At 70.0% G+C, this 25,830-nt stretch carries 23 protein-coding genes; 6 read left to right on the top strand and 17 right to left on the bottom strand.

The features are described 5' to 3' along the window. Positions 1 to 145 precede the first annotated feature (145 nt). The 3 genes from E1J50_RS00895 to E1J50_RS00885 form a co-directional block, all read right to left on the bottom strand. A complete protein-coding gene (locus E1J50_RS00895) occupies positions 146 to 1,237 on the bottom strand; it encodes an alkene reductase (protein WP_132249443.1) in 1,092 nt (363 codons plus the stop codon). Positions 1,238 to 1,423: 186 nt separating this feature from the next. Then, a complete protein-coding gene (locus tag E1J50_RS00890; RefSeq protein WP_132249441.1) occupies positions 1,424 to 2,482 on the bottom strand; it encodes a helix-turn-helix domain-containing protein in 1,059 nt (352 codons plus the stop codon). 312 nt (positions 2,483 to 2,794) lie between these two features. Next, positions 2,795 to 4,942: a sodium-translocating pyrophosphatase gene (locus E1J50_RS00885; RefSeq protein WP_132249439.1), complete on the bottom strand. Its 2,148-nt coding sequence runs from the start codon at positions 4,940 to 4,942 to the stop codon at positions 2,795 to 2,797. Between the two features lie 350 nt (positions 4,943 to 5,292). Here E1J50_RS00885 and E1J50_RS00880 point away from each other — a divergent pair, with 350 nt between their 5' ends. Further along, a complete protein-coding gene (locus tag E1J50_RS00880; RefSeq protein ID WP_132249437.1) occupies positions 5,293 to 5,595 on the top strand; it encodes a hypothetical protein in 303 nt (100 codons plus the stop codon). Positions 5,596 to 5,623: 28 nt separating this feature from the next. Here E1J50_RS00880 and thiL read toward each other — a convergent pair whose 3' ends face one another. The 7 genes from thiL to glyA all read right to left on the bottom strand — a co-directional run bounded on the left by thiL (position 5,624) and on the right by glyA (position 11,447). Beyond that, positions 5,624 to 6,625, bottom strand: coding sequence for a thiamine-phosphate kinase (gene thiL, locus E1J50_RS00875; protein ID WP_132249435.1), 1,002 nt, complete (start codon positions 6,623 to 6,625; stop codon positions 5,624 to 5,626). Then, positions 6,622 to 7,107, bottom strand: a complete 486-nt coding sequence (nusB, locus tag E1J50_RS00870) for a transcription antitermination factor NusB (protein WP_132249433.1) — start codon at positions 7,105 to 7,107, stop codon at positions 6,622 to 6,624. Before nusB ends, thiL begins: the two co-directional genes overlap by 4 nt. Further along, on the bottom strand, positions 7,104 to 7,625 hold the full coding sequence (gene ribH, locus E1J50_RS00865; protein WP_132249431.1) for a 6,7-dimethyl-8-ribityllumazine synthase: 522 nt from the start codon (positions 7,623 to 7,625) through the stop codon (positions 7,104 to 7,106). Before ribH ends, nusB begins: the two co-directional genes overlap by 4 nt. 135 nt (positions 7,626 to 7,760) lie before the next feature. Continuing rightward, positions 7,761 to 8,402 (bottom strand): riboflavin synthase, encoded by a 642-nt coding sequence (locus E1J50_RS00860; RefSeq protein WP_132249429.1) that lies wholly within the window; start codon positions 8,400 to 8,402, stop codon positions 7,761 to 7,763. Continuing rightward, the gene (gene ribD / locus E1J50_RS00855) at positions 8,363 to 9,517 is read right to left on the bottom strand and encodes a bifunctional diaminohydroxyphosphoribosylaminopyrimidine deaminase/5-amino-6-(5-phosphoribosylamino)uracil reductase RibD (protein ID WP_281024537.1); all 1,155 of its coding nucleotides are present in this window, start codon (positions 9,515 to 9,517) and stop codon (positions 8,363 to 8,365) included. The genes E1J50_RS00860 and ribD overlap by 40 nt, the downstream gene beginning before the upstream one ends. Further along, entirely contained in the window at positions 9,514 to 10,026 is a 513-nt protein-coding gene (gene nrdR, locus E1J50_RS00850) for a transcriptional regulator NrdR (protein WP_132249427.1), read from the bottom strand. The genes ribD and nrdR overlap by 4 nt, the downstream gene beginning before the upstream one ends. Positions 10,027 to 10,142: 116 nt before the next feature. Next, positions 10,143 to 11,447, bottom strand: coding sequence for a serine hydroxymethyltransferase (gene glyA / locus E1J50_RS00845; protein WP_132249425.1), 1,305 nt, complete (start codon positions 11,445 to 11,447; stop codon positions 10,143 to 10,145). Positions 11,448 to 11,697: 250 nt separating this feature from the next. Here glyA and E1J50_RS00840 point away from each other — a divergent pair, with 250 nt between their 5' ends. Together E1J50_RS00840 and E1J50_RS00835 are read left to right on the top strand one after the other, a co-directional pair. After that, a complete protein-coding gene (locus tag E1J50_RS00840; RefSeq protein WP_132249423.1) occupies positions 11,698 to 12,351 on the top strand; it encodes a hypothetical protein in 654 nt (217 codons plus the stop codon). A gap of 29 nt (positions 12,352 to 12,380) precedes the next feature. Beyond that, complete coding sequence (locus E1J50_RS00835; RefSeq protein WP_132249421.1) at positions 12,381 to 12,830, top strand: hypothetical protein; 450 nt, start codon at positions 12,381 to 12,383, stop codon at positions 12,828 to 12,830. Positions 12,831 to 12,956: 126 nt separating this feature from the next. Here E1J50_RS00835 and E1J50_RS00830 read toward each other — a convergent pair whose 3' ends face one another. Next, positions 12,957 to 14,258 (bottom strand): L,D-transpeptidase family protein, encoded by a 1,302-nt coding sequence (locus E1J50_RS00830; RefSeq protein ID WP_132249419.1) that lies wholly within the window; start codon positions 14,256 to 14,258, stop codon positions 12,957 to 12,959. Positions 14,259 to 14,552: 294 nt separating this feature from the next. Between E1J50_RS00830 and E1J50_RS00825 the strand changes: the two genes are divergently transcribed. The 3 genes from E1J50_RS00825 (at position 14,553) to E1J50_RS00815 (ending at position 18,178) form a co-directional block, all read left to right on the top strand. Continuing rightward, positions 14,553 to 14,876 (top strand): hypothetical protein, encoded by a 324-nt coding sequence (locus E1J50_RS00825; protein ID WP_132249417.1) that lies wholly within the window; start codon positions 14,553 to 14,555, stop codon positions 14,874 to 14,876. Between the two features lie 42 nt (positions 14,877 to 14,918). Then, complete coding sequence (locus tag E1J50_RS00820; RefSeq protein WP_132249415.1) at positions 14,919 to 15,899, top strand: DUF1775 domain-containing protein; 981 nt, start codon at positions 14,919 to 14,921, stop codon at positions 15,897 to 15,899. 218 nt (positions 15,900 to 16,117) lie between these two features. Continuing rightward, a complete protein-coding gene (locus tag E1J50_RS00815) occupies positions 16,118 to 18,178 on the top strand; it encodes a TonB-dependent receptor family protein (protein ID WP_425374898.1) in 2,061 nt (686 codons plus the stop codon). Between the two features lie 45 nt (positions 18,179 to 18,223). On the opposite strand, the gene E1J50_RS00810 is transcribed toward E1J50_RS00815, so the two are convergent. From E1J50_RS00810 to rfbC, 6 genes are all read right to left on the bottom strand, one after another. After that, the gene (locus E1J50_RS00810) at positions 18,224 to 20,647 is read right to left on the bottom strand and encodes a penicillin-binding protein 1A (RefSeq protein ID WP_132249411.1); all 2,424 of its coding nucleotides are present in this window, start codon (positions 20,645 to 20,647) and stop codon (positions 18,224 to 18,226) included. Between the two features lie 178 nt (positions 20,648 to 20,825). Further along, positions 20,826 to 22,088: an N-acetylmuramoyl-L-alanine amidase gene (locus E1J50_RS00805; protein ID WP_132249409.1), complete on the bottom strand. Its 1,263-nt coding sequence runs from the start codon at positions 22,086 to 22,088 to the stop codon at positions 20,826 to 20,828. A gap of 137 nt (positions 22,089 to 22,225) precedes the next feature. Beyond that, positions 22,226 to 23,095: a glucose-1-phosphate thymidylyltransferase RfbA gene (rfbA, locus tag E1J50_RS00800; protein WP_132249407.1), complete on the bottom strand. Its 870-nt coding sequence runs from the start codon at positions 23,093 to 23,095 to the stop codon at positions 22,226 to 22,228. A 13-nt stretch (positions 23,096 to 23,108) separates the two neighbouring features. Then, positions 23,109 to 24,011, bottom strand: a complete 903-nt coding sequence (gene rfbD, locus E1J50_RS00795) for a dTDP-4-dehydrorhamnose reductase (RefSeq protein WP_132249405.1) — start codon at positions 24,009 to 24,011, stop codon at positions 23,109 to 23,111. 7 nt (positions 24,012 to 24,018) lie between these two features. Next, a complete protein-coding gene (gene rfbB / locus E1J50_RS00790; RefSeq protein ID WP_132249403.1) occupies positions 24,019 to 25,080 on the bottom strand; it encodes a dTDP-glucose 4,6-dehydratase in 1,062 nt (353 codons plus the stop codon). A 111-nt stretch (positions 25,081 to 25,191) separates the two neighbouring features. Then, the gene (gene rfbC, locus E1J50_RS00785) at positions 25,192 to 25,746 is read right to left on the bottom strand and encodes a dTDP-4-dehydrorhamnose 3,5-epimerase (RefSeq protein WP_132249401.1); all 555 of its coding nucleotides are present in this window, start codon (positions 25,744 to 25,746) and stop codon (positions 25,192 to 25,194) included. Between the last annotated feature and the right edge of the window lie 84 nt (positions 25,747 to 25,830).

Raw genomic sequence — 25,830 nt, 5'->3', positions numbered from 1 at the left:
AGGCCGCGACATTCCGCGGCCAGATCAGGTTCTGTCTAAAAATACACAGTTGAGTCAGGGCGCCCGCGCCGAATCGGCGCCGGCATGGGAGCCGGCGCCGGGGCAGGGTTACGCGTCCTCGGCGCAGGCTGGTGCCTGCCGATCCTCAGGCGGCCTTCGAATCCGCGAGCGTCGGATAGTCGATGTAGCCTTCCGGCCCCTGCGAGTACCACGTCTTCGCGACGTCCTTGTTCAGGGGAGCGTCCTCGGCGATCCGGCGGGGCAGGTCGGGGTTGGCGATGAAGGTCCGGCCGAAGGCGACCGCGTCGGCGACGCCCTCGTCGAGGGCGGCCTGGGCGGACCGGCCGTCGTAATCCGAGTTGAGGATCAGGGGGCCTCCGAAGGCGCGCTTGATCGTCGGCGCGACGGGGGGACGATTGGCCTTGCCGAAGGTGCCGTTGGGGCCGGGCTCGCGCAGTTCCAGGAAGGCGATACCGATGCGCCCCAGGGCCTCAGCGGCGGCGCCGAACAGGGCCTCCGGGTTCGAATCGTCAACGCCCTGGCTGTCGCCGTTCGGGGAGAGGCGCACGCCCGTGCGCTCCTTGCCGGCGACGCCGACGACTGCGCGCGTCACCTCGGTAAGCAGCCGGATCCGGTTCTCGACCGGGCCGCCATACGCATCGTCCCGGAAGTTCGAGCCGTCGCGCAGGAACTGGTCGGGCAGGTAGCCGTTCGCGGCGTGGATCTGCACGCCGTCGAACCCGGCGGCGAGCGCGTTGCGGGTCGCGCGCTCGTAGTCGGCGAGAAGCCGCGGGATCTCGTCGAGGTCGAGCGGCCGGGCCTCCGCATAGGGCTTCTTGCCGGAATAGGTGTGCGCCGCGTCCGGCGCCGTCGTCGCCGAGGCCGAGACCGGCTTCTCGCCGCCGAGGAAATCGGGATGGACGATGCGGCCCATATGCCAGAGCTGGGCGACGATGCGCCCGCCCGCCCCGTGCACCGCCGCGACCACCGGCTTCCAGGCCTCGACCTGCTCGTCCGACCAGAGGCCGGGCGCGTAGGGCCAGCCGAGACCCTCCTGGCTGATGCCAGTCGCCTCCGAGATGATGAGGCCGGCGCCGGCGCGCTGGGCGTAATACTCGGCCATGATCGGCGTCGGCACATGGGTGCGCGTGGCGCGGCCGCGGGTGAGCGGGGCCATCAGGATGCGGTTCGGCGCATCGATGGCGCCGAGTCGGATCGGATCGAACAAGGAAGGCATCGCGTCTCTCAAGGACGCTGTTCGGCCGCGCACGTACGCCGCGGCTCGGTCAACCGGGACCGCACAGGTCACCGGGTGCGGGATACGTGGGCACTTCGCTGCACTGCACCAGAGTTGTGCCGGCACCGACGGTGCGCTCGCGCACATGGGGTCCACGAGCGAGGGCGCGGTGCGGCGCCCGCCGGGTCAAAGCCTCGCGACCGCGATCGTGTTGCCCTGCGTGAGCGCGAAGCGGATGCCGGCCCGGCGCAGCGCCGCGATCGCGACGTGCCGGGTGCGGGCGGAGGACGTGTCCGCGTTCTCCTCCAGCCGCCGGATGCTGGAGAAGGACAGGCCGCTCGCTTTCGCGAGATCCGTCATGGACCAGTCGAGCAGGGCGCGGGCCGCGCGCAGGTGCCAGCCGGCGACGGACAATTCGAGCGCCCTGGCGAGGCCGCCCGTCGCCGGCCCCACCGCCATGCGCTCCGGACCGGTGAAGGCCGACCACGCCTCGGTCCCCCCGCTTGCGTCGAGGATCGGCGCGAAGGTGCCGCGATAGCGGACGCGCTCGCCGTCGGCGCGGATCTGCGTGTAGAGGTAGGTGAAGGGCTTCGTCCCCGCCCAGGATTGCATCAGCTCTCCCCGCCAGAAGCCGTGCTCCTCGCGCGGGATCGCGCAGAGCCAGTTCTCGTTGAAATCCTCCCGACGCTTGCCGGTGAGGGCGAGAAGCTCGGGCGGATAGGGATCGAACGGGCTCATCGGGATGTGCGAGAAGTAGGATCCGGTCTCCCGGAACAGGCTCAGGCGGCGCCCCGCGTCGATCGCGCGGGCTTGGTCGAGCCGCTCGCGCTCCGTCACGTCGACGAGGAGCCCGGCCGCGCCGATCGGGCGGCCGTCCAGGGCGTGATGGATCTCGCTGTGGCCGAGCATCGTGCGCTGCGCGCCATTGGGGCGGATGATGCGGAAGCGGCGGTCGCCGAGGACGCCGTAGCGCATCTCGTTCCAGGCGAGCGCGACGGAGGCCCGGTCCGCCGGATGGACGCAGGCGAGGAAGGTCTCGATCCCGGGACGCACGATCCCGGGCTCCAGGCCGAGGAGCCCGTACAGGCCGAGGGACCAGACCTGCTCGCCGGTCGCGAAGGTCCAGCCCCAGTTCCCCGTCAGCCCGAAGCTCTCGACCCGGCGCAGCATCTCCCGCGAGGAATGGGCGAGGCGGGCGGCCGAGGGACGAAGCCCGCCGTTCCAGTCATCGTCCCGATCCTTCATGGGGCCATCAGTTCCGCGAACGAATTCCGACGCTGCCGCGAGCGTCGTCGCGCGGTTCGGCGGCTCGAAGACGACGCGACATGCCTGACGCCGGGACCGCGGCTGCGGCTTTCACGCAGGCGCAGCGCGCCGCCCGAGCGGCCCCCTACACGTAATCTATGTTAAAACGAGTCCGCAAATGCGCGATAACGCAACCCGGCGAACGGGTTGCGCTCTGGTCACGATGAGTTGACGTAAAAAATCCGCGCCCGCTCCCGGAGCGGACGCGGATCGTCAGGGCGGATCTCCGGCGTCGACCGGGCTCGCCCGTGCTCAGCTGTGCGCGAGGACGGCGAGCAGGAGCAGGGCGATGATGTTGGTGATCTTGATCGCCGGGTTCACGGCGGGACCGGCCGTGTCCTTGTAGGGGTCGCCGACCGTGTCGCCCGTCACCGCCGCCTTGTGGGCCTCGGAGCCCTTGCCGCCGTGGTGGCCATCCTCGATGTACTTCTTGGCATTGTCCCAGGCGCCGCCGCCCGAGGTCATCGAGATGGCGACGTAGAGGCCCGTGATGATGACGCCGAGGAGCATCGCGCCGACCGTGGCGAAGGCCTGCGCCTTGCCCGCGATGGCCTGGATGACGAAGAACAGGACGATCGGCGAGAGCACGGGGAGGAGCGAGGGGACGATCATCTCCTTGATGGCCGCCCGCGTCAGCATGTCGACGGCGCGGCCGTAATCGGGCCTGTCGCGCCCCTCCATGATGCCGGGCTTCTCGCGGAACTGGCGGCGCACCTCCTCGACGACCGCGCCCGCCGCGCGGCCCACCGCCGTCATGGCGATGCCGCCGAACAGGTAGGGGATGAGGCCGCCGAGCAGCAGGCCGACGACGACGTAGGGGTTCGAGAGCGAGAAATCGACCGTGAGACCCTGGAAGAAGCGGTACTGGGTCGGGCTCGCATTGGCGATGAAGTAGTTGAGGTCCGACGTGTAGGCGGCGAACAGCACCAGGGCGCCGAGACCGGCCGAGCCGATCGCGTAGCCCTTGGTGACCGCCTTGGTGGTGTTGCCGACGGCGTCGAGGGCGTCCGTCGACTTGCGGACCTCGGCCGGCAGCCCCGCCATCTCGGCGATGCCGCCCGCGTTGTCGGTGACCGGGCCGAACGCGTCGAGGGCGACGATGAAGCCGGCGAGCGCCAGCATCGCGGTGACCGCGATGGCGATGCCGAACAGCCCCGCCAGCGCGTAGGTGGCGATGATGCCGGCGACGATGACGAGGGCCGGCAGGGCCGTCGATTCGAGGGAGATGGCGAGGCCCTGGATCACGTTGGTGCCGTGCCCGGTCACCGACGAATCGGCGATGGATTTGACGGGCCGGAAGTTCGTGCCGGTGTAGTATTCGGTGATCACGACGATGAGCGCCGTGATGACGAGGCCGATCACCGCGCAGCCGAGCAGGCCGCCGGAGGTGAAGGTCTGTCCGGTGCTCGTCTTGAACTCGGCGCCGAGGCCGCCGAACAGGGAGACGTTGACCGCGGCGATGGCCCCGATCGAGAGCACGCCGGCGGCGATCAGCCCCTTGTACAGCGCCCCCATGATCGACTGGTTCGCGCCGAGGCGCACCGCGTAGGTGCCGGCGATCGAGGTGAGGATGCAGGCCGAGCCGATGGCCAGCGGGTAGAGCATCATCGCCTCGAGGACGTTGCGCCCGCCCACATCGGTCTGGCCCGCGAAGAAGATCGCCGCGAGCACCATCGTGGCGACCACGGTGACGGCGTAGGTCTCGAACAGGTCGGCCGCCATGCCGGCACAATCGCCGACATTGTCGCCGACATTGTCCGCGATCGTGGCGGGGTTGCGCGGGTCATCCTCCGGAATGCCGGCCTCGACCTTGCCGACGAGATCGCCGCCGACATCCGCGCCCTTCGTGAAGATGCCGCCGCCGAGGCGGGCGAAGATGGAGATCAAGGAGGCGCCGAAGCCGAGCGCGACCAGCGCGTCGATCACCTCGCGACTCGCGGGCGCGAGGCCGGCGAAGCGCGTCAGGTAGGTGTAGTAGAGCGCGACCCCGAGGAGCGCGAGGCCGGCCACCAGCATGCCCGTGACCGCACCGGACTTGAAGGCGACCTCAAGCCCGCCGCCGAGCGAGGTCGAGGCGGCCTGCGCGGTGCGGACGTTGGCGCGTACCGACACGTTCATGCCGATGAAGCCCGCGACGCCCGACAGCACGGCCCCGATGAGGAAGCCGATCGCCACCTTGATCCCCAGGAAGAAGGCGAGCGCCACGAACAGGATGACGCCGACGATGCCGATGGTCATGTACTGGCGGCGGAGATAGGCCTGCGCGCCCTCGGCGATCGCCCCCGCGATCTCCTGCATGCGCTGCGTCCCGGCGTCTCGTTTCATCACGTCGTTGATCGTGACGATTCCGTAGGCGACGGCGCAGAGCCCGCCCAGGATGATCAGCAGCAATGCGGTCATTCATCCGTCCTTGAATTATGATGCCAGGCGTTGGCTTGTTTCGCCGAGCTCGGCCGGGACGGCCATGGGACGTGGCGCTCGGGTCGTGCCCTTCCTCCCCGGAAGTGCGTGCCCTGATTGCCAAACTTCGCGGCGGAGCGCAAACAGCGCGTACCGTTTCGAACAGCCGATATTGTTGCGCTGCAAAATTATTCAGTATCCGTGCCACCTGCATTATAGCCGTGCGCCCCGCCCCGTCCCGGCGCTCCGGTGCCGCCGCGCCCGACCTCACGAATTCCGATTGCCGGGCGACTCGGCGATGTTAATCAGAGGTTGCAAAGGCGTCAGGGCACAGAGGCAGGGGACACGGGATGAGTGCCGATCAGGTCGCGCGGCTCGCCGCCACGATCGAGACGTTGACGAAGGCCGTCCAGTTCCTGCTCGCGGAACGGGTCAGCGACCAGCCCGAGGATGTCCGCGAGGACCTGATCACGCTCCTGCAACGCTCGTTCTCGGCGCCCGCACCGCGCTCGGCCTCGCCGGCCAGCCGTGTCTCGCAGGGCGACCTCGCCCTCTGGATGCCGTCGGTGGCCGCCGAGCTGATGGACGATGTCCGGGCGCAGCTCGGCCTCGCGCCCCAGGGCCTGCCGAAAGCGCCCGTTCGGGACAGGTGAGATCGGGCAGGCCTCGCGCGGCCCGCCCTCAGCGGAAGTGGCTGAACGAGCCGGCGGCGAAGCTGCGCGAGGCGCCCTCGGCGGTCGTGAAGCGCGGCGATCCCTCCCCCGCCACGACCTCGCCGATCACGGCGACGGGCACGCCAGCGGCCGCGGCTTCGGCGCGGAAGGCCTCGGTCGCCTCCGGCGGCACCGTGCAGAGGATCTCGTAATCGTCCCCGCCGGTCAGCGCCGTGTCGAGGAGCGCGGCGTCGCCCGCGATGGCCGCGCGCGCGGCGGCGGAGAGCGGGACGGACGGGACGGCGATCTCGGCCCGCCTGCCCTCCCCCCCGCCCATCATCTTGGCGAGATCGCCCGCGAGCCCGTCCGAGACGTCCATCGCCGCGCTGGCGTAACGGCGCAGCAGGGGCGCGAGGGGCAGGCGCGGGCGCGGATGCAGGTAGCGGTCGAGGAGGTGCCCGCGCTCATCCGCATCGAGCCCGGCCGCCCAGGCTGCCGCCGGCCGCAGGCGCAGCGCGAGGCCGAGCGCCGCGTCGCCGATCGTCCCGCTGACGCAGACCCGGTCTCCGATGCGGGCCGCCTGCCGGCGCACCATGCGGCCGGCCGGCACCTCGCCGAGCGCGGTGACCCCGATGAAGGCCGCCCCCGGGGAGCGGACCGTGTCGCCGCCGAGCAGCGCGCAGCCGAATGCGGCCGCGGCTTCCGCGAGGCCCGCGCTGAAACCCGCGAGCCAGGCCTCGGTCCAGTCGTCCGGCAGGCCGAGCTGGAGGAGATAGGCCCGGGGCTGCGCGCCCTTGGCGGCGAGATCCGACAGGTTCACGCCGAGCGCCTTGCGGGCGATCGAGGCCGGCGGATCCTCGGGGAAGTAGTGGATGCCGGCCACGAGGGCGTCGGCGGTGAGGACGAGGTCGTGGCCCGGGCGCGGCGTCAGGCTCGCGGCGTCGTCGCGCAGCCCGTCGGCGCCCTCGCCCGCGAGCGGCGCGAAGTAGCGCGCGATGAGCGCGTCCTCGCCGGGCCGCTCCCCGCTCACCCGCGCTTCGCGTCGGCGAGCTCGTCGCCCCGGGTGCCGCGCGCCACCTTGTCGAGCACGGCGTTCACGAGGCCAGGCTCGTCGCCGGCGTAGAAGCTGTGGGCGACGTCCACATATTCCGAGATCGCGGCGCGGGCCGGCACGTCGCGCCGGAACATCAGCTCGTAGGTCCCCGCGCGCAGGATCGCGCGCAGCACCGCCTCGATCCGCTTCAGCGGCCAGCCCTGCGTGAGCGCGCGGTCGATCTGCGGGTCGATCGCCCGCTGCTCCTCGACGACGCCGCGCAGCAGGTCGCGGAAGAAGGCGGGCTCGGCGGGCGGATGGGCGACGCCGTCCACCTCCTGGCCGATCCAGAACACCTCGAATTCGGCGAGCGCCTCCAGGACGCCCTTGCCGGAGATCTCCATGTCGTAGAGGGCCTGCACCACGGCGAGCCGCGCCCCGCTGCGCTCAGCGAGCTTGATGTCTCGTTCGTTCGTCATCGCTCGGCCCCTCCCACAGAGCCGGCCTCGGCCGCACGCTTCAGGGCGAGGACGGCGAGCGCCGCCTCGGCCGCGCCGCCACCCTTGTTCATCTCTCCGACGCGGGCCCGCGCCAGCGCCTGCGCCTCGTTCTCCACCGTCAGGATGCCGTTCCCGAGGGGCAGCCGCAGCGCGACCGAGAGGTCCATGAGCGCGCGCGCGCTCTCGCCCGCCACGATGTCGTAATGGCCCGTCTCGCCGCGGATCACGCAGCCGAGGGCGACGACCCCGTCATAGGGCTCGCCCGAGCGCTCGGCGGCCTCGACGAGGATCGCGACCGTTCCCGGGATCTCCAGGGCTCCCGGCACCGTCACCGTGACCGCGCGGGCGCCCGCCGCCTCGATCGCGGCGAGGGCTCCCGCGAGAAGCTCGTCGGCGAGGTGATCGTAGAACCGGGCCTCGACCACGAGGATGCGCGCGTCGCGCAGCGACGGCGCGGGTCCGACCTCGGGACGCGGTGTGTTCGTCGTCGAAACCATCTCAGCCTTCGTCGATGAGGCAGTGACCCCACGCCCGGCTCCCGGTCGGGAGGGACGGGTCGGCGGCGGGTGGCGAGCGATAGACCGAAGGCCGCCCCTCCACAAGCGGCGGCGGCCGTGCGCGGAATGCGGGGCTCAGGGGGCCACGGCCTCGGCCCGGCTCTCGGCGAGCCGCGCCGCGTAGCGGGCGATGAGGTCGACCTCGAGGTTGAGCCGGTCGCCCTCGCGCCGCTCGCCCCAGGTGGTGACGGCCAGCGTGTGCGGGATGAGGAGGACCGAGAAGAGGTCGCCCTCGACGGCGTTCACGGTGAGCGAGGTCCCGTCGAGGCAGACCGATCCCTTCTGCGCGATGAAGCGGGCGAGGTGATGGGGTGCCCGCAGGGTGAAGCGCTCGCTCGCGCCCCAATCCCCCTCCCCGCCCGTGACGGGGTCGCGGGCGACGATCTCGGCGAGCCCGTCGACGTGGCCGGTGACGAGGTGGCCGCCGAGCTCGTCGCCGATCTTCAGGGAGCGCTCCAGGTTGATCCGCGTGCCCTCCCGCCAGAGACCGACGGTGGTGCGGGCCAGGGTCTCGGCCGCCGCGTCGACAGCAAAGACGGCCCCCCCGTCCACGGCCTCGACCGTCACGGCCGTCAGGCAGGGACCCGAGCAGGCGATCGAGGCGCCGATCGCGATGCCGGCGGGGTCGTAGGCCGAGCGGATCTCCAGCCGGCGCAGGCGCTCGTCGCCCGAGACCTTCAGGACCGTGCCGATATCGGTGACGAGGCCGGTGAACATGGCGGGCTCCGCTCGTAGATGACGGCGCGGTCGAGGCCGAATTGCCGCTCCTCGACCCTTGGGAGGCGGCCGCTCGCGAGGAGCGCGCCGAGACGTGGTCCGACGGCCCGCAGGCCGCCGCGGGGGCCGAGCTCGACCGGCCCGGTGATCAGGGTGCAGGCGTCGATGAGGTCGTGCCCCGCGAGCGTGTCCGCAAGGAGCGGGCCGCCCTCGCTGCAGATGCGGGTGATGCCCCGCTGCGCCAGGGCCTCCAGGGCCGCGCGCAGATCGACGCGCCCCCCCGCCTCGGCGCGGACGCAGACGACCTCGACGCCGAAGGTCTGGAGGGTGCGCTTGGCATGGGCGGGGGCGCTGCGCGTCGTGACGACGAGGGTCGGCACGTCCCGGGCGCTGCGAACCAGCCCGCTCGACGGCTGCAGGCGCAGATGCGAATCGAGGATCACCCGCAGCGGGGAACGCCCGGCGAGGCCGGGCAGGCGTACCGTCAGGGAGGGATCGTCGGCCCGTGCCGTGCCGATGCCGATCATGATCGCGTCCGCGTGGGCGCGCCACAGGTGCACGGCCCCGTCGGCGACCGCGCCGGTGATGCGCAGGCGCTCGTTCCCCGAGGCGGCCGCGAAACCGTCCCGGGTGCGGGCGAGCTTGAGGCTGACGGCGGGCCGCCCCTCGGTCACCCGCGTGACATGCCCAATGTGATCGCCGAAGGCCCGGTCCCGCAGGATTCCCGTGGTCAGCGCGATCCCGGCCGCTTCGAGGAGCGCGTGGCCGCGTCCCGCCACGCGCGGATCGGGATCCTCGATCGCGGTGACGACCCGGGTAATCCCGGAGGCCACGATCGCCTCGGTGCAGGGCGGCGTCCGGCCGTGATGGGAGCAGGGTTCGAGGGTGACGTAGAGCGTCGCGCCGCGCGCCGCATCGCCGGCCATGGCGAGCGCGAGCGGCTCGGCATGCGGGCGCCCGCCCGGCGCCGTCACGCCCTCACCGACGATGCGCTCCGCGCCGGGCGGCCCGGCCACGACGACGGCGCCGACCGAGGGGTTCGGCCAGGTGCGCCCGAGGTTGCGCTGCCCGAGGGCGAGGGCAAGGCGCATGAAGCGGCGGTCGGTCTCGCTCACGGGCGCGCCCGCGCCCCTCGTCGAGGACGCGCAGGCGCGGCGCCGGCCGGCGCCTCCGAGGCCTCGCCGAGCGTGTCGAGCAGCGCCTCGAAATCCTTGGCCTCGCGGAAGTTCTTGTAGACGGAGGCGAAGCGCACATAGGCCACGTCGTCGAGGCCCTTCAGCCCCTCCATCACCAATTCGCCGATGGCCTCGCTGGCGATCTCCGCCTCGCCGCCGCTCTCGAGCTGGCGGGTGATGCCGCTCACCAGTCGCTCGATCCGCTCCGGATCGACGGGCCGCTTGCGCAATGCCACGTCGATCGAGCGCTGGAGCTTGTCGCGGTCGAAGGGCACGCGCTTGCCCGAGCGCTTGAGCACCACGAGCTCGCGCAGCTGCACCCGCTCGAAGGTGGTGAAGCGGCCGGCGCAATCGGGGCAGACGCGGCGGCGGCGGATCGCGGCGCCGTCCTCGCTCGGGCGCGAATCCTTCACCTGCGTGTCGGAGCCGCCGCAATAGGGACAGCGCATCGGGCGCTCAAACCTCGCGTGATCGAACGGAAACGGCCGCGGAGCGCAGAGCCCGCGGCCGTTCCTTACCGTGGTGCAGGCACGGCCGGAAGCGTCTTCCGGCCGGTCCGATCGCCTCAGCCGTAGATCGGGAAGCGGCGGGTCAGCTCGTGCACCTTGCCCTTGACGCGGGCCTCGACCTCGGGGTCGCCGGCCTCGCCCTTGGCCGCCACGCCGTCGAGCACCTCGACGATCAGGCCGCCGATCTGCTTGAACTCGGCCACGCCGAAGCCGCGCGAGGTGCCGGCCGGGGTGCCCAGGCGGATGCCCGAGGTGATGGTCGGCTTCTGCGGGTCGAACGGCACGCCGTTCTTGTTGCAGGTGATGTGGGCGCGGGACAGCGCGGCCTCGGCCGCCTTGCCGGTGAGGCCCTTCGGCTGCAGGTCGACCAGCATCAGGTGGTTGTCGGTGCCGCCGGAGGTGATGGCGTAGCCGCCCGAGATGATGGTGTCGGCGAGCGCCTTGGCGTTCTCGATGACCTGCTTGGCGTAGATCTTGAACTCGGGCTTCAGGGCCTCGCCGAAGGCGACCGCCTTGCCAGCGATGACGTGCATGAGCGGGCCGCCCTGCAGGCCGGGGAAGATGGCCGAGTTGAACTTCTTGGCGAGCGCCTCGTCGTTCGTGAGGATCATGCCGCCGCGCGGGCCGCGAAGGGTCTTGTGGGTCGTCGTGGTGGCGACGTGGGCGTGCGGGAACGGCGACGGGTGGACGCCGGCCGCGACGAGGCCCGCGAAATGCGCCATGTCGACGAAGAAGTAGGCGCCGACCGCGTCGGCGATCTCACGGAACTTCGCGAAGTCCCAGTGGCGCGGATAGCCCGAGCCGCCCGCGATGATGACCTTGGGCTTGTGCTCGTGGGCGAGGCGCTCGACCTGCTCCATGTCGATGCGCTGGTCGTCGCGGCGCACGGTGTAGGAGACGGGCTTGAACCACTTGCCCGAGACGTTCGGGGGCGCGCCGTGCGTCAGGTGGCCGCCGGCCGCGAGGTCGAGCCCCATGAAGGTGTCGCCGGGCTGCATCAGGGCCATGAACACGCCCTGGTTCGCCTGCGAGCCCGAATTCGGCTGCACGTTGGCGAAGCCGCAATTGAACAGGCGCTTGGCGCGCTCGATCGCGAGCTCCTCGGCGATGTCGACGAACTGGCAGCCGCCATAGTAGCGGCGGCCCGGATAGCCCTCCGCGTACTTGTTCGTGAGCACCGAGCCCTGCGCTTCGAGCACCGCGCGGGAGACGATGTTCTCCGAGGCGATCAGCTCGATCTCGTCCTGCTGACGGCCGAGTTCCTGCTCGACGGCCTTGGCGATCTCCGGATCGGCCTCGGCCAGAGAGGCGGCGAAGAACGTGTTCGTGAAATGCTTGTCGGCAGCGGTACCGGCGCTCATGAGATGGCCTCTTGTCTTATGCTCGGGTGACGACCCGGTTGACCCGTCGGCGTGCACGGGCGGGCGTTCAAGCAGGGAGTTCTACACGGGCTGGAATGCCAGGCCAAGCACAGGCGAATTTGCCGCCCCCTTCAAAAAAAATTGAGCATTGGGGCCCGCCATTCGAGCCTCAACAGGCCGTCAGGAATAATTGACATTTTTAGGAAAATTTGCAACAATCGACCTGCTTTCCTTGAGGAGGTCGCCAAGAATGCCTATTCATCCGACAGATCTGGAGATTAGATCGGAGTTCGCATTCCTCGAAATTCAGCTCAACATCTTAAAAATCGAAATTTTACTTAACAAGAAGGCGAACTTCAATCCTGATCAGCCGCGCGACGCGTGCGGACGTTGGTGCATTCAGGGATCAAGTCATGTAGAGGTCATCAGAAAAGATCGAACTGGCGACCCAAAAATCGATGCTAAAACTGATTTGCTGATCGATATTGTAAAAGAAGTCGTCGAAGAAGTGGGTGCCGGAAGCGGTCCTTTGTACGGTGTATATATACATACGAATTCAGCGCAACGAATCCGCGATCTCAACCTGCCTGGAATTGGTAAAGACGGTGTTGAGCAGAGTTTCAGTGCTGGAGACCTCGTCAGGTACGGGCTCAATGGAAGCATTCGAACAGATGTTATTTTGCGTGATGCAGAAGGAACCAACGGGCGTGTTCTAGCAATCTGGGACTTCAAAACAGGTAATGCGCGCCTCACAGAAGCTCGTGCTGCCGAGATTCGAGCAGCCACGGGGGTCGGCAAAGATGTGCCAATCATCGAAATTCACATCCTTCGCGGCATCAATGTGAAGCAAATCATCTCAACTCTTTATCAAAACAGAAGACGCGCCCTCCTAAACAATCCATGAATTTACGCACTTAAAATGAGACGCAAGACATGTCATACGAAGCATACATATTCTGCGATCGGGTGATCAGATCGATAACCGACTGGCAGCGCCACATCGATGACTTAGGCTTCGAAGTCCGCATCGATTCCGATCGGGACCTCCGCACATCGAAGGGACATCTTCCAGCCATCTGGCAGGATCGCGAGGTCGGCTTCGAATTCGGGCCGATCGACTGCGAAGACGTCTTCAGAACCTACGACGACTTGGATCTGGGCGGGCCGTGGCAGCATGCCTTTGCCCTTTACTGGAACACGCTGCCGGGTTTCGTGGGGGCCTGGGTGTGCGCGGCCGCTTACGCGAAAGCCGTGGGCGGCTTCGCCTTCGATCCTCAGGAGAGCGTCCTCCTGTCGCCCGACGCGGCGGTTCGCCACGCGCAGTCGGCGATCGATTCGCTGCCGTCCATCGAGGCGATGCTCGCAGCACAGCGTCGGCGCTGAACGACGACACTGAAGGGACGACGCGGCTAAGCGCCGCCCGCGATCCTGTGGCGGATCAAGGCGTCCGCGCGCACCGCGCAGGCGCTTCGAGCGGTGCGGTCTCGGCCGCACCGCTCGGGATGAGGCTCAGTTCTCCTCGTCGCCCGGCTCGAAGGTCTCGGGCACGGTCTGCTCGGCGCTCGCCACCGGCGTCGGTGCCGAGATCGTCGAGGGCACGTTCACGCCGTCACGCTTGTAGATGTCGTCCCGGAACTGGACGAGGCCGTCCGGGGTCGACCAGGCCGTGATGTAGGTCCAGTAGACCGGCACGGGCTGGGTCAGGCGGGCATCGACGCGCTTGCCGCTCTCGATCGCCTGCTCGACCTCGTTGCGGCCCCAGCCGGGCGTGTCCTTGAGGAGCCACGTGATGTACTCGCGCACGTTCTGCACGCGCACGCAGCCCGAGGAGATGAAGCGGAAATCGTCGCCGAACACGCCCTTCGTGTTGGTGTCGTGCATGAACACGCCATGCGGGTTCGGGATGTTGATGCGCACGATGCCCATCGAGTTGAAGTCGGCGCCCGAATCCTGGCGGTAGGTGTAGCGGGTGCCCTCGTCGGAGAACCAGTTCACGGATTTCGGCGAGACCTCGCCAGCGCCCGAGAGGATGCGGATCTTGTTGTCCGTGAGGTAGTTCGGATCCTTCTGCATCTTCGGGATCAGGTCCTTCTTCACGATGGAAGCGGGGACCGTCCAGGTCGGGTTGAAATTGATCTCGGTCGCCTTGGTGTTCATGATCGGCGACTGCCGGTCGATCTTGCCGACGCCCGCGGCGTGCAGGGTCACGACCTGCCCGTTCTCGACCGTCTGGACGAGGGCCGCCGGGATGTTCGTGATCACGAAGCGGTTGCCGAGATTGCCCGCGTAGGAGCGGAGGCGCACCACGTTGATCTCGAGCTGGCGCAGGCGCACGTCGGCGGGGACGTTCATCGCCTGCTGCGTGGCCGTGCTCATCTGGCCGGTCTGGCTGAGGCCGTGGCGGGCCTGGAAGCGCTTCACGGCGGCGGCGACGTAGGAATCGTAGACGCCCGAGGTGCCGGCCACCGGGTCGAGGTCGCCGGTGACGATCAGGCGCTGGCGGATGGCGGCGACGGCGGGGCCGCGGCCGCCGATGCGCAGGCGGTCCGCGCCCGAGACCGGACGCCAGCCGCCGCGGGCGACGATGTCCCGGTAGCGCTCGACCATCTGCTCGGTCGCCGTCACCGTCTGGGGCGACAGGATCGGGGTGAGCGAGCGCTGCACCTGCATGGCGGCGGGCGAGGCGTAGTCCTGCGCCCACTCGGCCTGGGCGAAGCCGCCGGCGTCGCGGGCGGCGGCCGGCTGCGCGATCGCCACGGCGGCGAGGAGCGCGAAGCCGAGCGTGCGGGTGGTGTGTGCCTGGGTCAGCATCGGTCGGAAGCTCTGGTCCATGAATGGAGCACGGCGGTTTCGGGCCGAGGGACGCCGACGCGCCGGAAACTGCGTGCCCTCAGGGTGTCGAGGTACGGTTAAGAACCCATGCTCTCCGGGCCAGAATGTGGCACGGCGGTGCTCAAGCGCACACGCCTTCGCGGTGCGGCCCTGCGGCAACAGCGCCGTCGCCCGGACTGTGGCAGGAATGGCGCGCTGTGGCGCGATCGCTTAAGGGGTGCCGCGATGAGGGCCGGGAGCACGAGACGGGGCGGATGGCGCGCGGCGACGGCCGTGATCGCGCTCTACGCCTTCGTGCTCCAGATCATGATCGCAGGGATCATCCCGATCGCGGCCTCCGGTCCCGACGGCATCCTCTGCCTTCACGAATCCGACACCGCCTCGGCGCACGGCAAGCCGGCGCCCGTCCATCACCATGCCGATTGCTGCACGGCGGCCCCGCTCCTCGGGACGGCCGAGCCACCCCGCGTCACGCTCAGCACGGCGGCCTGGATGCCCCGAGCCGCGAGCCGGATCTCCTGGGTCCCCGCGACCGAGACGCTGCCGCGCGCCCCCCCCGGGCAGATTCCCCACCCGAGAGGTCCCCCCGCCGCCTGAAGGCTCTCGCATCCCGATTCCTTCAGACGACGGACCACGATCATGAACCGCATTCCCCGGGCCGAGCTCTGCGCCGCCCTTCTCCTCACCGCCTCGACCTCCGCCGCCCTCGCCCACGCCGTGCTCGAACGGAAGGAGGCAAGCCCGAACGCCGCCTATCGCGGCGTCGTCCAGATCATGCACGGCTGCGACGGCCAGCCGACGACCCGGGTCAGCGTCACGATCCCCGAGGGCGTGACCGGCGCGAAACCGATGCCGAAGGCCGGCTGGCAGATCGCCACCGCGCGTGGCGCCTACGACAAGCCCTATCCCTCCTTCCACGGCACCGTCAGCGAGGGGGTGAAGACGATCACCTGGAGCGGGGGCGAGCTGCCCGACGATCAGGTCGACGAGTTCACCTTCTTCGCCCGAATCTCGGACGCGTTCAGCCCCGGCGCCGCGATCTACTTCCCCGTCGAGCAGGATTGCGCCAAGGGCGGCTACCGCTGGAGCGAGATCCCCGCGGAGGGCGGGAAGGCGGCCGACCTCAGAACGCCGGCGCCGGCGGTGCGCGTCGTCGCCGCGGCCGCGGCCGCCGAGCGGTCGCCCTCCCCCGCCCCGGCGGCGCGTGCGGGCGACCTCGCCATCGAAACGCCCTGGCTCCGGGCGACGCCCGGCGGCGCGAAGGTGGCGGGCGGCTATGTTCGCATCACCAACACCGGCTCGCAGCCCGATCGCCTGACCGGGGCCAGCATGGCCCTCGCCGGGCGCGGCGAGATCCACTCGATGTCGATGGATGGCGGCGTCATGAAGATGGCGCCGGTCGAGGGCGGCCTCGCCATCAAGCCCGGCGAGACCGTGGAGCTGAAGCCCGGCGGCCTGCACCTGATGTTCCTCGACCTCACGGGGGCGCCGAAGGTCGGCGAGCCCGTGAAGGGCAGCCTGACCTTCGAGAAGGCCGGCGCCGTACCCGTGACCTTCGCCGTGGCCCCGATCGGCGCGCAGGCGCCGGCCGCTGCCGGCGGCGGGCATCAGCATCACTGAGGCGTCCCGCCCGGCGATCCGCCGGACGTGATGCGTGCCCGACCCGCGCCCCTCTCGGACAGACCGACGGGGCGGCCGGTCCCGAACCATCTCGCGCGCGAAGCTCCGCGCGCCCTCTCCCTCTGTCAGACGCGCGTGCCCGCCGCACGAGCCGGGACGCGTCCGGAGATCCCTCCATGCCCTCCCCCACCCGAACGGGCGTCCTCGCCCTCGCGGTGATGGCGGCTTCGCCGCTCGCGAGCCGGGCTCAGGACAGCGCCAGCGCGGCGCTGCCCGAGCTCTCGGTGAGCGGCGCCGGAACCGCCGGCTCGCTCACCGTGCCAAGCGTCGCGGATCAGCGGCGCGCCCTCAACGGCACCGTCGGCTCCGTCGCCTTCGTCGACGCGCAGGACTTCCAGAACCGCTACGCTAACACCCTGCGGGACGTGCTCAAGGACGTTCCCGGCGTCTACGTGCAGGAGCGCTACGGGCAGGAACTGCGCCTGTCGATACGCGGCTCCGGCCTCAGCCGCGGCTTCCACCTGCGCGGAATCGAGGTGCTGCAGGACGGCATCCCCTTCAACCTCGCGGATGGCAGCGGCGATTTCTACCAGATCGATCCGCTCGCCCTCCGCTCGGTCGAGGTCTTCAAGGGCGGCAATGCCCTGGCCTTCGGCGCGACGACCCTCGGCGGCGCGGTCAATTTCGTGACGCCGACCGCCTACACGGCCTTCGCGCCGAACATCCTGCGCATCGACGGGGGCGCCTTCAACACGATCCGCGAGAACGTCCAGGTCTCCCGCATCTCCGGTCCCGTCGATGCCCTCATCAACGCCACCTTCACGAATTCGGACAGCTACCGCTTTCACGAGGTGCAGCGGACGCAGAACGTCAACGCGAATATCGGCTACCAGCTCGCCCCAGACGCCGAGACCCGCTTCTATGTCGGCGCCTACCTCACCGACCAGAAGCTGCCCGGAACGCTGAGCCTGTTCAACGCGCTCGAGAATCCGCGCATCGCGAACCCCGCGGCGATCGCCGGCAATCAGTCGCGCAAGGTCGAGACCGAGCGGGTCGCCAACCGCACCTCGTTCCTGCTCGACGTGGGCAAGCTCGATATCGACACCTGGGCGATCCACAAGGCGCTGTTCCACCCGATCTTCCAGGTCATCGACCAGGATGGCTGGACCTACGGCCTCGCGCCGCGCTGGGCCGGCACCTACGACGTCGCGGGCTTCCGCAACGACACGATCCTGGGCTTGCGCGCCTATGCCGGCGTGAACTCCGCCCTGCAATTCGTGAACATCAATGGCCAGCGCGGCGCGCAGACCCTGAACTCGGAGCAGCGCGCCTCGAATGTCGAGGCCTATGGCGAGAACCGGTTCTGGTTCCTGCCCGACGTGGCGCTGATGACCGGCGCGAAAGTGTTCTCCTCTGACCGCACCTACCGGAATTTCGGCGGCTTGGCGGCGAGCCCGGTGCCGCAATTCGCGAGCCGCACCTACGAGGGGGTGAACCCGAAGATCGGGCTCCTCTGGCAGCCGCTGCCGGACATCCAGGTCTTCGGCGACGTCACCCGCTCGCGGGACGTGCCCGACTTCTCGGACCTCGTACAGCAGAACACCCTGCGCACCGTTTTCGTGCCGCTGGAGGCTCAGCGCGCCTGGACCTACGAGGCGGGCAGCCGGGGCCGGATCGGCCCGCTCGGGTGGGACGTCACCGTCTACCGCTCGGAGATCCGGGATGAATTGATCAACTTCAACACGGCGGGCGGAGCGGCGATCGGGGTGCCGGCCGCGACCTTCAACGCGCCGCGGACGCGCCACCAGGGCGTCGAGGCCGCCGCCTTCCTCGACGTGGCTCGGGATCTCGGCGCCGCCGGCGACCGGCTAACCCTCGGGCAGATCTGGACGCACAACGATTTCCGCTTCGTGGGCAACCGGATCTACGGCAACAACCAGATCGCCGGGGTGCCACGGGACGTGCTGCGGACGGTGGCGACCTATGCCCATCCGAGCGGGTTCTACGTCTCCCCCTCCCTCGACTGGGTTCCCCAGGGCGCCTTCGCCGACCACGCGAACACGCTGCGCGTGCCGGGCTACGCCCTGTTCAACATCCAGACCGGAATCGACTTCGCCAACGGCGTGTCGCTCTTCGTCGATGCCCGGAACCTCACGGATGCGCGCTACGTGTCGGACATCTCCGTGGTCGCGGATGCGAGGGCGAGCGCGGGGCCGCTCGTCGCCTTCTATCCCGGCGTCGGTCGGGCGATCTTCGGCGGGGTGCGGGCCTCGTTCTGATGCGCCCGGTCCGGGAGGCCGCACGCGGCCTCCCGAATCCTGCCCTCAGTACAGCCCACCGGCCTGTGCGGCCCGGTCCGCGTCGGGCGGGACGGCGCCCGGCGGCGGTGCGGCGGGCTGGGCGACGTAGGCGTCCGGCGGCGCGGTGCCGGGCTTGAAGGCCTCGAGGATCGTGCCGGCGCCCTCGCCCGAGCCGGCGCGCATGCCGGAGGAGGCGCTGACGCGGATCAGCTTGATGCCCGGCGGCACGCGGAAAGGCGTCGGCGGCTTGTCCTTGAGCGCGTTCTTCAGGAAATCGAGGGCGATCGGCGCGGCGAGGCCGCCGCCGGTCGCCCGGTCGCCCAGCGAGCGCGGCTTGTCGAACCCGAGATAGATCCCGACCGCGAGATCCGGCGAGAAGCCCACGAACCACGCGTCCTTGGCGTCGTTCGTCGTGCCGGTCTTGCCGGCGAGCGGCTTGCCGATCTGCTTCAGGATCGTGGCCGTGCCGCGCTGAACGACGCCCTCCATGATCGAGACCATCTGGTAGGCGGTGAGCGGATCGAGCACCTGCTCGGAATCGTCCACGAGCTTCGGCTCGTCCTGGCCCGACCATTTCTCCGCGTCGCAGCCGACGCATTTGCGGTTGTCGTGCCGGTAGATCGTCTCGCCGGTACGGTCCTGGATGCGGTCGATCAGCGTCGGGCGGATGCGGCGGCCGCCATTGGCGAGCATCGAGTAGGCGGTGACCATGCGCATCACCGTCGTCTCGCCGGCGCCGAGCGACATCGGCAGGACGGGGAGCATGTCGTCGTAGACGCCGAAGCGGCGGGCATACTCCGCGATGAGCGGCATGCCGACATCCTTTGCCAGCCGCACCGTCATCAGGTTCTTCGAATGCTCGATCCCGTAGCGCAGGGTGTGCGGGCCGCCCGACTTGCCGTCGTAGTTCGAGGGCGTCCACGCCTCCTGGCCCGGCCCCGCCTCGATGGTGATGGGCGAGTCCTGCACGATCGAGGACGGCGTGTAGCCGTTGTCGAGCGCGGCCGAGTAGACGATCGGCTTGAAGGACGAACCCGGCTGGCGCTGCGCCTGCGTCGCCCGGTTGAACTCGCTCTCGTCGAAGGAGAAGCCGCCGACCATCGCGTGGACGCGGCCCGTATAGGGGTCCATCGCCACGATGGCGCCGGAGAGTTCCGGCTTCTGGCGCAGGCGGAACTGGCCGCGCCCGCCCTCCATCGCCTCGACGTAGACCACGTCTCCGGCCGAGAGCGCGCCGGCGCCGCGCCCGATCCAGCGCATGCCCTCGGGGGGGATCGTGCCGGTCTCGCGCTCCTTGGTCACCGCGCCCGACGCCTCGCGCCGCGGCTGCAGACCGACCTGCACGGAACCGCCCGCCGTCGAGAGCACCACCGCGAGCCGCCAGGGTGCGACGTCGCCGAGCGCCGGCACCTCGGCCACCGCCATCCCCCAGTCGCGGCCGGTCAGGTCGACCCGGGTCTGGGGCCCGCGCCAGCCATGCTGCTGGTCGTAGCGGATCAGCCCGTCGACCAGGGCCTTGCGGGCCCAGGCCTGCATCTTCGGATCGAGGGTGGCGCGCACCGAGAGACCGCCCTCGTAGAGCTTCTTCTCGCCGTAGCGCTCGGAGATCTCGCGGCGGACCTCCTCCGTGAAGTAGTTGGCATTGGCGGCGTTGGGGAAGGCGACGCGCGGGTTGACGCCGAGCGGCATCTTCTTCGCGGCATCGCCCTCCTCGCGGGTGATGTACCCGTTCTGCGCCATCAGACCGATGATCTCGTTGCGCCGGTCGAGCGCCTTCTGGGTCTGCCGATAGGGATGGTAGTTGTTCGGCCCCTTCGGCAGGGCCGCCAGATAGGCGGCCTCGTTGATCGTCAATTCGTGAACGGACTTGCCGAAATAATCGAGCGCGGCCGCCGCGACGCCGTGAAGGTTGCGGCCCGGCACGATCGTGCCGAGGAAGATCTCGTTCAGGTAGAGTTCGAGGATCTTGTCCTTGGAATAGGCCGCCTCGATCCGCAGCGCGATCAGCGCCTCGCGCACCTTGCGGTCGATCGTCTGCTCGTTCGTCAGCAGGAAGTTCTTGGCGACCTGCTGCGTGATCGTGGACGCGCCCTGCTTCTTGCCGCTCTTGGCGTTCGTCAGCACCGCGCGAACGATGCCCTCCGGATCGATACCGCCGTGCTTGTAGAAGTTCTTGTCCTCGGCCGAGAGGAAGGCCGCCACGACGATCTTCGGCATCGCCTGGATCGGAAGATAGAGCCGCCGCTCGCGGGCATATTCGGCGAGCAGCGAACCGTCGGCCGCGTGCAGGCGCGTCATCACCGGCGGCTCGTAATTCGCCAGGGCGGCGTGATCGGGCAGGTCCTGGCTGTATTTCCAGTAGAAGAAGGCGCCCGCCGCCGCCAGCAGGACGAACACCACGGCGCCCGCGCTGAACAGAAAGGCAAAGAATCGAAGGATGAAGCGCATCCGGTGTCCCGTCCGTCGAGTGCTCTGCCGCCGCGGCGGGCCGCGCCGAGCCCCTGGGCGGCGACCCGCCTCGCGGGCACTGTCCGAGGCTCATGGCGGTGGTGTCACGCCCCCTGGCGAATGTCGATGTCTCGACGCCGCGGGCGGGGCTCTCATGGGCCCCGTATCGACACCGGATCTATGGTGAAACTGGGGCGATCGACGCGGCCTTGCGCGCGCTCGGGCCGGGGCGCGTCAGGCTCGCGCGGTTCGTGAAGAACAGGTCGATCGCTTTCGCCATCGAGCCCGTCACCGTCTCGCGCCACTCCTCGGATTGCAGGAGGTCGAGGTCGCGCTTGCTCGACAGATAGCCGAGTTCGACCAGCACGCTCGGCACGTCGGGCGAGCGAAGCACCCGGAAGCCCGCCTCGCGGTGGGGCTTGGGGCTCATCTCCATCACCGGGCCGAGTTGGCCCATCAGGGTGCGGGCGAAGGACGAGGAGAAGCCGCGGGTCTCGCGCAGGGTGAGTTCCTGCAGGATGTCGGCGATGTCCGCCGGCGCCTCGCTCGAATCGGTGCCGGCCGCCGCGTCGGCCTTGTTCTCGCGATCGGCGAGCCGGGCGGATTCGGCGTCCGTCGCCCTCTCGGAGCCGGTGTAGATGGTGGCGCCCCGCACCTGCGGAGCGGCCGAGATCGAATCGGCGTGGATCGAGACGAACAGGTCGGCCTTGGCCTCCCGCGCGATCCGGACCCGTTCGCCGAGCGGCACGAAGACGTCGCGGTCACGGGACATCCGGACGCGATAGCGGCCGGCGGCCTCCAGGCGCTTCGCGAGCGCCTGCGCGAAGCCGAACACGATATCCTTCTCGAAGACCCCGGTCGCCGCGATGGCTCCCGGGTCGGTGCCGCCGTGGCCGGCATCGACCACGATGAGCGGGCGGAGATCGCCCGTGTCGGTCGGCGCCGCGCTCTTGGCTTGCGACGGCGCCGGATCGCTCGCCACCGCCGCCTTGCGGAACGCCTCGCGGTCGGTGCGCTGCAATTCGACCGTGAACAGGACGGCCCCGTCGCGGGGGCGCGTCACGGTCTCGGCCCGCACGACCGTGGCCGGGCTCGCCAGATCGATGACGATGCGCGAGCGGCCCGGGGCAAAGAGACCGTATCGGAAGGATTGGATCAGTCCCTCGCGCCGGCGCCCGCTCTCCGGGTCGAGCTGGAAATTGACCTCGGCGAGATCGATCACGGCCCTGTCCGGCCGCTCCATCACGAAGGCGCGCGCCTCGACGGGCTTCGACAAGGTCAGGGTGAGCTTGGTGGAGCCGCCTGGCGCACCGGACACGTCCGCCGCGATCGCGACCGCGCCTCCTCGGCTCCTGTCGCCATCCTGTGCGCCGGCCGGGCTCATCGCGACGAGAGCGAGAGCCAGACAGCAGGATCGAATCAGGCGAGCGCGTGTCAGCATCTTTTGGCGACTGTTCCGGATGCCTCCGGTTAGGACATAGAGCCGACAGGGTTAACCATTCGTTTGCCGAACGGTTTCGATCGTACCGAGCTGTGGCTCGGGAACGACACCGGCGCGGCGCTCCGGACCCGGCAGGCTCAGTGCTCTCGCGCCAATCGAAGCAGGTTCTGTCCGTAGTTGGTCTTGGAGAACAGCTCGCCGCGGGCCACCAGCTGCTCGCGCCCGATGAAGCCCTGCAGGAACGCGATCTCCTCCAGGCACGCCACCTGCAGGCCCTGCCGGTGCTGGATCGTCCGCACGAACTCCGACGCCTCCAGCAGGCTGTCATGCGTGCCCGTGTCCAGCCACGCGTAGCCCCGGCTCATCCGCTCCACGTGCAGCTGACCGCGCTCCAGATACGCCTCGTTCACGCTCGTGATCTCAAGCTCCCCCCGCGAAGACGGCCGAACCGCGGCCGCGATGTCGAGCACTTGGTTGTCGTAGAAGTACAGACCCGTCACGGCCCAGGTCGAGTCCGGCTCCTGCGGCTTCTCCACGATCCGGGTCGGCCGCCCCGACGCGTCCAGGCTGACCACCCCGTAGGCCTGCGGGTTGTCGACATGGTAGGCGAACACCGTCGCGCCCTCGCGCCGCGCCGCCGCGCTCGCCAACAGCTCGCTCATGCCGGCCCCGAAGAACAGGTTGTCGCCCAGGATCAGGGCCACGTCGTCCCCGCCGACGAACTCTCGTCCGATCAGGAAGGCCTGCGCCAGCCCCTCCGGCCGCGGCTGCACCGCGTAGGAGAAGCTCACCCCGAACTGCTCGCCCGTGCCGAACAGCCGCCGGTAATTGTCCAGGTGCTCGGGCGAGGAGATGATCAGGATCTCGCGGATGCCGGCCAGCATCAGCACCGAGACCGGATAGTAGATCATCGGCTTGTCGTAGACCGGCAGAAGCTGCTTGTTGATCGACAGCGTGGCCGGGTGCAGGCGCGTGCCCGAGCCGCCGGCCAGAACGATGCCCTTCATGATCTGACGCCCTTCATCGTGTCGTCTCCGCCGCGACCGGCCCCACGAGCCGGTCGAGGATCTCCTCGAGCGCCTGCTCCCAAGGCCGCGGCCGGATGCCGTAGGCTGCCGTCAGGCGCGCGGTCGAGAGCTGCGAGTTCGCCGGGCGCTTGGCCGGCGTCGGGTAGGCCGAGCTCGCGATCCCCTCGACCGGCACCGCGCGCCCGCCGCGGCGCGCCGCCCCCGCCACGATCGCTTGGGCGAAGCCGCACCACGTCGTCGCGCCCGCGTTCACGCAATGCACGGTGCCGGTCGGCGCCCCCGCATCCGCAACCAGCCGCAGGGTGATCGTGCGCAGGGCCGCGGCGAGATCCGCGGCCGAGGTCGGGCAGCCGTGCTGGTCGTCCACCACCCCGAGCCGCTCGCGCTCGCCGGCCAGCCGCAGCATCGTCTTGACGAAGTTGGCCCGGTGCGGGCTCACCACCCAGGCCGTGCGCACGATCGCGTGGCGCGGGTTGCCCGTGCGCACGGCGAGCTCGCCCGCCGCCTTCGAGGCGCCGTAGACGCTCTGGGGGTTGATCGCGTCCTCGGGCTCGTAGGCGCCCGGCTTGCTCCCGTCGAACACGTAGTCGGTCGAGACCTGCACCAGCGGGATGCCGGCCGCCTTCGTCGCCGCCGCGAGATAGGCCGGCGCCAGCGCGTTGAGCCGCCAGGCCGCCGCCGCCTCGCTCTCGGCCCGGTCCACCGCCGTGTAGGCGGCCGCGTTCACCACCGCCGCATAGGCACGCGCGCCGAACAGGCGGCCGAGCGCCGCCTCGTCCGTGATGTCGAGATCAAGCCGGCCCGGCGCGTGCAGCCGCACGCCCGCCCCGCCCCAGTCGAGCGCCTGCAGCTCCGTGCCGACCTGGCCGGCGCCACCGAGGATCAGGATCTCCATGCCGCCCTCAGCTCGCCCGGGCGGGCGCCAGCCCCAGCCGCTCGCCCCGGTAGCGGCCCTCCCGGATCGGCCGCCACCACGCCTCGTTCTCGAGATACCAGCGGATCGTCTCCTCCAGCGCCGCCTCGAACCGCTTCGTCGGCGCCCAGCCGAGCTCGGCCTCCGCCTTGCCCGGGTCGATCGCGTAGCGCCGGTCGTGCCCCGGCCGATCCGCCACGAAGGTGATCAGCCGCTCGTGCGGGCCGGCCTCCGGCCGCAGCCGGTCGAAGGCCGCGCACAGCGCCCGCACCACCGCGAGGTTGTTGCGCACCGCCCGCCCCCCGAGCAGGTAGGTCTCGCCGACCCGGCCCCGCTCCAGCACCGCCACGAGGCCCCGGGCGTGGTCCTCCACGTGGATCCAGTCGCGCTCGTTCAGCCCGTCGCCGTAGACCGGCAGCGGCTTGCCCTCGAGCGCGTTCAGGATCATCAGCGGGATCAGCTTCTCGGGGAAGTGGCGCGGCCCGTAATTGTTCGAGCAGTTCGTCACCAGCACCGGCAGGCCGTAGGTCTCGTGCCAGGCCCGGGCCAGATGGTCGGAGGCCGCCTTCGAGGCCGAGTAGGGCGAGCGCGGGTCGTAGCGGCTGTCTTCCGTGAAGAAGCCGCCCGGCGGCAGCGAGCCGTAGACCTCGTCGGTCGAGACGTGCAGGAAGCGGAAGGCCGCGCGCTCGGCCCCGGCCAGCCCCTCGTAGTGGCGCCGGGCGGCGTCGAGCAGGACCTGGGTGCCGGTGACGTTGGTGCGGATGAAGGCGCCGGGCTCGGAGATCGAGCGGTCGACATGGCTCTCGGCGGCCAGGTGCATCACGGCCTGGGGCGCGAAGGCGGAGAAGGCCGCCGCCACGGCCGCGGGGTCGCAGATGTCGGCCTCGACGAGGCGGTGGCGCGGGTCGCCGGCGAGGGGGGCAAGCGAGACGGGATTGGCGGCGTAGGTGAGCGCGTCGAGGGTGAGCACCTCGTGGCCGAGATCCTCGACGAGGTGGAGGACGAGGGCGGAGCCGATGAAGCCGCAGCCGCCGGTCACCAGGATGCGCATGGGGTCAGTCTCGCTCAGAATCGGGTCTGCTCGGGATCACGGGATCGCGTTTCGAAAGCCGAGGCGCGACCGGATGGCCGAGGATCGTGTCGCCGGTGGGGCGGCGGGCGGTCAGTCGAACAGGGGCGGCAGGTCGGCGAGCCGGGGCGCGGCGCGATCCTTGTCGGAGAGGATGGCGGTCTGCGGCGTAACGGGCCAGGCGATGGCCAGGTCGGGATCGTTCCAGAGGAGCGCCCGGTCGTGCTCCGGGCTGTAATAGGCGTCGACCTTGTAGGCGACCATGGCGTCGGGGGTAAGCGTGCAGAAGCCGTGGGCGAAGCCGTGCGGGATGAGGAGTTGCTCGCCGGCCTCGGCGTCGAGGCGGACCGCGACGTGGCGGCCGTAGGTGGGCGAGGCGCGGCGCAGGTCGACGGCGACGTCGAGGATGGCGCCGGCGAGCACGCGCACGAGCTTGGCCTGGGGGGCGGGCGGGATCTGGAAGTGCAGGCCGCGCAGGGTGCCCTGCGGGGCGGAGAAGGACTGGTTGTCCTGGACGAAGGCGATGTCGAGGCCGTGCTGGCTGAGGCGGTCGGCGCGGTAGGTCTCCGAGAACCAGCCACGGGCGTCGCCGAAGCGCTGGGGCAGCAGCCGCTTGACCGCTGGGATCTCGGTGTCGATCACACGCATCGGCAAACTCGTTCCGCGGCGCTCGCGCACCCTCTTCCTCGCCGCGGGGCCTGCCCCCCGGTCGGCCCCGTGTCAAGCCAAGTA

The sequence above is a fragment of the Methylobacterium segetis genome (assembly GCF_004348265.1).
GTDB lineage: Bacteria > Pseudomonadota > Alphaproteobacteria > Rhizobiales > Beijerinckiaceae > Methylobacterium > Methylobacterium segetis.
The sequence above is the reverse complement of the archived record's forward strand: the minus strand, read 5'-3'. Positions and strand labels throughout refer to the sequence as shown.